We start from the raw sequence: 4,006 nt of genomic DNA, 5'->3' as shown, positions 1-4,006 counted from the left end.
AGCCGACCATGCGGGCAAAAGCGTCGATGACAGGCTTCGCTCTGTCGAAAGCGTCCTGCTCGCCGCCGACCATGACGGTCAGCACGCCGTTCTCGGCGCCGGCCTGGCCGCCCGAGACAGGCGCGTCGAGAAACGAAAAACCACCGACTTGCGCCGCCGCCGCCAACTCGCGAGCGACCTCGGCCGAGGCCGTGGTGTTGTCGATGAAGACCGAACCCTTCTTCATCGATTTGAAGGCGCCTTCCGGACCGGTCGTCACCGAACGCAAATCGTCGTCATTGCCGACACAGGAGAAGACAAAATCCTTGCCTTCGGCGGCCTGTGCTGGCGTCGCCGCAAGGCTACCGCCATGCTGGCCAACCCATTGCTCGGCCTTGGCCTTGGTGCGGTTGTAGACGGTGACGTCATGGCCGCCCTTGTTCTTCAAGTGCCCGGCCATCGGATAGCCCATCACGCCAAGACCGAGAAATGCAACAGATGCCATGAGCTTGCCCTTCAGAAACGGAATTTGCTGCGAGACGTCTAGGCTCTGCGCGCAATTCGTCAAGATGCGCAGGGCAGGATCGACTGGTGCAGCTGAATTTGAAAATAGTCAGCGTTTCAGGTGAACGGTGATCCGGCGCTCGATCCATTCGACGCCATGACGCAATATCTCGACCATCACCAGATAGACGAGCGCGACCCAGATATAGGCCTGGATGTCGAACGAGTTGGCGAAGGCGAGCTTGGCATTGCCCATCAGATCATAGACCGTGATGATGGCGACGATGGCGGAAGCCTTGACCATCAGGATCAGTTCGTTGCCATAGGGCCGCAAGGCGACGATCAAGGCTTGCGGCAGGATGATCTTGCGCAAGGTTTGCAGTTTGTGCAGGCCAAGCGATGCCGCCCCTTCCCATTGCCCTCTTGGCACGCTCTCGATGGCGCCGCGCAGGATTTCGGCCTGGTAGGCGGCGGTGTTGAGCGCAAACGCAAAGACGCCGCAATTGAACGCGTCCTTGAAAAAGTCCCAGAGGCCGATCGACTGGAGCTCGACCCTGAACGAGCCCAATCCGTAATAGACGAGATAGGTCTGGACCAGCAGCGGCGTGCCGCGGAAAAAATAGACGTAGCAATAGGCGAGGCCGGACAGGATCCGGTTCTTGGACATGCGCCCATAAGCGACGGGCACCGACAGAATCGCGCCGAGCACCATCGATATGGAAACCAGCGCGAGCGTAACCCCAAGCCCGCTCAAATAGGCGGGCGCATATTTGGCGAAGAACTCAGGGTTCCAGGCAAGAACCAGATAGCTGACGATGCCAATGCCGAACAAAATCCACAGGCAGACCAGCGCGTAACCGGCGATACGCCTGCGCGGCCAGCCGCGAGCCCGTGGCGGCGGACGTTCGACCATTGCGGCCGTGGCGCTCAACGCTGCGCCTCCTGCCGGCCAAGCGAGCGCAGAATAGCGCTGGTGGCGAAGGACGACAGGACGGCCAGGCCAAGAAAGACCAGCGAGGCGACACCGAAGAACAGGAAAGCATGCTTGGTGACGCGGGCGGCAATGCTAGCGTTACGCAGCGTCTCGGCCAGGCCGACGACCGACACCAGCGATGTGTCCTTGAGCAGGCTGAGCCAGCAGTTCTCCAGGCCGGGGAACGCGATGCGCAGCAGCTGCGGCACGATCACCTTGCGCATGGTCAGCCAGTTCGAAAGACCAATGGCATAGCCGCCTTCATACTGGCCTTTGGGAATGGCGCGGAAGGCGGAAAGAAAAACCTCGCTGGCATAGGACGAGAAGATCAGCGCAAGCACGATCATGCCGGCGACGAAGCTGTTGACGTCGATGGTGGTGTCCGGCCGGAAATACCTGACGAGATGCTGCAGCAGGATCGGCATGCCGAAGAAGAACAGGAAAAGCGTCACCAACTCCGGCAGGCCGCGAAAGACCGTGGTGTAGATGTTGGCGGCAAGGCGCAGCGAGGGTTCTTCGGACTGCTTGGCGAGGGCAATGAAAAAGCCGATCGTCAATCCGATGGGCAGCGTGGCAAGCGCAAGCGCAATGGTGATCAGTGCGCCATAGGCAATATCGTCAAGCCAGCCTTCGGGTCCCCAACTGAGAAGTGTCCATATGCTCTGGGCTGGCATTGGCCGGTCTTATCTCCACGGCATTCCTGAGACGAATAGAAAGACGGCGGGGAAATTCCCCGCCGTCTTGACCTTTATCAGGACTCGGCGCCATAGACGTCGAACTTGAAGTACTTGTCGTTGATTTCCTTGTATTTTCCATTGGCGCGAATGGCGTCGATGGCCGAGTTGAGCTTGTTGACCAGGTCGGTTTCGCCCTTGCGCACGGCAATGCCGGCGCCAGGCCCGAAGATCTCGACCGGCTGCGGCGACGGCTGGCCGAGGATCTTGCAGCAGGCGCCATCAGGCGAATCCAGAAACTGCTGCAGCACGACGATATCGTCCTCGATGGCGTCGAGACGGCCATTGGCAAGATCTGCCTGCTCCTCGGGGCTGCTCGGATAGCCCTTCACGGTGCTGTCAGTGTAGGTCTTCGAGGCATAGTTGAAATGCGTCGTGGTGGTGGCGACGCCGATGGTCTTGCCGGCGAGATCTTCCTTGGTCACGCCTTTCAGCGTACTGTCCTTCGGCACGGCGAGCGCCGACGGCGTGTTGTAGTATTTGTGCGAAAAATCGACCTTTTCCATCCGCTCCGGCGTGATCGACATCGAGGCGACGATGGCGTCGAACTTGCCGGCCTGAAGGGCGGGAATGATGCCGTCCCAATCCTGCGCGACGAAGGTGCACTTTACCTTCATCTCATCACAAAGCGCCTTGGCGATGTCGATGTCGAAGCCTACGAGTTGGCCATCGGCGGTAAGGTTGTTGAAGGGCGGGTAGGCGCCTTCGGTGCCGATCCTTAGGGTCTTTTCCTGGGCCTGGGCGACGCCGAGCGTCAGCAGCGCGGCCGATGCGGCAAGCGCGATACGCAGTGAAATACGCATGATGGTCCTCTCTTTATGGTCCCGGCCGTCGTTCCGAACGGCTCTGTGGGGCGGTGCTTTTGACCGCCCGCTGGCGCGATACTCCCACTCTTTCCAAGAAAAAAGCAACTGCAAAACCGTAAAAATGGGCAAGGCTATTCTGCCGTTGCGTCAGCGCTCAAGCAACGAGCCCGGTGGTGCGCTCGATGAAGTCGGCTATCGATTTTGCATCGTCGAGATCGAATACCGGCAGCTGCTCGCCTTCAATCGCAAAATCGGCTGCGACAGCGACGATGTTGGGATCCTCCGCCGAAAGCGGCGTGCGGTCCTTCGCATCCAGCCGGCGGGTTTCGATCTTGTCGTGGGCTTCGCGCTTGTAGCCCTCGACCAGCACCAGGTCGCAAGGGGCAAGCCGCGACAGGACAGTCTCCAATGTCGGCTCATCCTCGCCGCGCAACTCGTGCATCAGTGCCCAGCGAACGCCGGAGACGATCGCGACTTCGGTGGCGCCGGCCTGCCGGTGGCGAAAACTGTCGGCACCCGGTTTGTCGATGTCGAAATCATGATGGGCGTGTTTCACCGTCGACACCTTCCAGCCGCGCCGGACAAGTTCGGTGACCAGCCTTTCGGTCAAAGTCGTCTTGCCGGAATTCTTCCAGCCGGTGATGCCGAAGACGCGTCTGTTCATGGCTTGATGCTCTGCAACAGACGCTCGGCAGACACAAGATCGTCCGGTTCGTTGATGTTGAAGAAAGGGTCGATCCCCGCCGATTGCAGAACCGGGAATTCCACCTCGACAAAACCGTGCCGGTCGATGAAAGCCGAAACCCGCCTGATATCCTCGTCGACCAGAAAGTGCCGCAAGGCATCGCGGCAGCCGAGCGGCCAGAGCGCGAAGGTCGGGTGCCGCTTGCCGGCCGAGCAGGCTACGGCAATCGAACTGGGACTTCGATCGGCGGCCGCTGCCAGGCGCTCGACAAGGTTCAACGGCAGGAAAGGCGTGTCGCCGGCAGCACTGACGATCGCTTTGCAAG

Annotated in this window: 6 protein-coding genes; all 6 read right to left on the bottom strand. The window is 60.3% G+C overall.

From position 1 onward, the window contains the following. Positions 1-484 (bottom strand): NAD(P)-dependent oxidoreductase (locus tag EN964_RS27675; RefSeq protein WP_164776027.1); only part of this gene is annotated, 484 nt, incomplete at its 3' end. A gap of 108 nt (positions 485-592) precedes the next feature. Then, entirely contained in the window at positions 593-1,414 is an 822-nt protein-coding gene (locus tag EN964_RS27670; protein WP_127270843.1) for an ABC transporter permease, read from the bottom strand. Beyond that, on the bottom strand, positions 1,411-2,130 hold the full coding sequence (locus tag EN964_RS27665) for an ABC transporter permease (RefSeq protein WP_127270845.1): 720 nt from the start codon (positions 2,128-2,130) through the stop codon (positions 1,411-1,413). Before EN964_RS27665 ends, EN964_RS27670 begins: the two co-directional genes overlap by 4 nt. A gap of 77 nt (positions 2,131-2,207) precedes the next feature. Then, complete coding sequence (locus EN964_RS27660; RefSeq protein ID WP_027036615.1) at positions 2,208-2,993, bottom strand: ABC transporter substrate-binding protein; 786 nt, start codon at positions 2,991-2,993, stop codon at positions 2,208-2,210. Positions 2,994-3,150: 157 nt separating this feature from the next. Beyond that, positions 3,151-3,660 (bottom strand): molybdopterin-guanine dinucleotide biosynthesis protein B, encoded by a 510-nt coding sequence (mobB, locus tag EN964_RS27655; RefSeq protein ID WP_127269775.1) that lies wholly within the window; start codon positions 3,658-3,660, stop codon positions 3,151-3,153. Then, positions 3,657-4,006, bottom strand: a 350-nt coding sequence (locus EN964_RS27650; RefSeq protein WP_164776026.1) for an NTP transferase domain-containing protein, incomplete at its 5' end; no start/stop codon positions are given. The genes EN964_RS27650 and mobB, both read right to left, overlap by 4 nt.

It is taken from the genome of Mesorhizobium sp. M7A.F.Ca.CA.001.10.2.1 (genome assembly GCF_003998575.1).
Lineage (GTDB): Bacteria > Pseudomonadota > Alphaproteobacteria > Rhizobiales > Rhizobiaceae > Mesorhizobium.
Note: the sequence above shows the minus strand (reverse complement) of the source record. Positions and strands in the feature narration are given on the sequence as shown.

What these genes read in the sequence shown, in the direction of transcription:
- EN964_RS27665 (WP_127270845.1), bottom strand. Translation starts at nt 2,130, where the DNA reads ATGCCAGCCCAGAGCATATGGACACTTCTCAGTTGGGGACCCGAAGGC.
- EN964_RS27660 (WP_027036615.1), bottom strand. Translation starts at nt 2,993, where the DNA reads ATGCGTATTTCACTGCGTATCGCGCTTGCCGCATCGGCCGCGCTGCTG.
- mobB (WP_127269775.1), bottom strand. Translation starts at nt 3,660, where the DNA reads ATGAACAGACGCGTCTTCGGCATCACCGGCTGGAAGAATTCCGGCAAG.